The organism is Streptomyces sp. DH12 (assembly GCF_020873895.1).
Taxonomy (GTDB): Bacteria; Actinomycetota; Actinomycetes; order Streptomycetales; family Streptomycetaceae; genus Streptomyces.
Window position 1 is genome coordinate 1 of record NZ_JAHWGT010000537.1, and the last position, 571, is coordinate 571.

The window sequence follows — 571 nt, forward strand, 5'->3', positions numbered from 1 at the left end:
AGGACGCGTCGCCTGCTCTGGTGCTCACGCCGGAGGAGGTGGAGGCGGATCTGTCGGGGTTCCCTGCGGGGGATCTGACGGACGGTGAGCGGCTCGCGCCGCTGCTGCCGCAGCATCCGGCGTACGTGATCTACACGTCGGGTTCCACGGGCCGGCCCAAGGCCGTGGTCATGCCCGGCGCCGGACTGGTCAACCTCCTCACCTGGCACGCCCGCCGGTTCCCCGGCGGCCCCGGAGTGCGCACCGCGCAGTTCACGGCGATCGGCTTCGACTTCTCCGTGCAGGAGATCCTCTCCCCGCTCGTCATGGGCAAGACCCTCGTGGCGCCCGACGAGCCGACCCGGCACAGCGCCGAACTGCTGGCCGCCTGGCTCGACGAACAGCGCGTCACGGAACTCTACGCGCCGAACCTCGTCGTGGAGGCGGTCGCGGAGGCCGCCGTCGAGCAGGGGCGCACCCTGCCCGCGCTGCGGCACGTGGTGCAGGCGGGTGAGGCGCTCGGACTCGGCGCCGCCGTGCGCGCCTTCACCGCCGCCGTCCCCGGACGGCGGCTGCACAACCACTACGGGCC

At 73.4% G+C, this 571-nt stretch carries 1 protein-coding gene; it reads left to right on the forward strand.

Annotated features, from left to right (window positions below; genetic code table 11):
- Nucleotides 1-20: 20 nt before the first annotated feature.
- Nucleotides 21-571: AMP-binding protein (locus LPA54_RS35640; protein WP_308112919.1), on the forward strand; the 551-nt coding region annotated here is incomplete at its 3' end.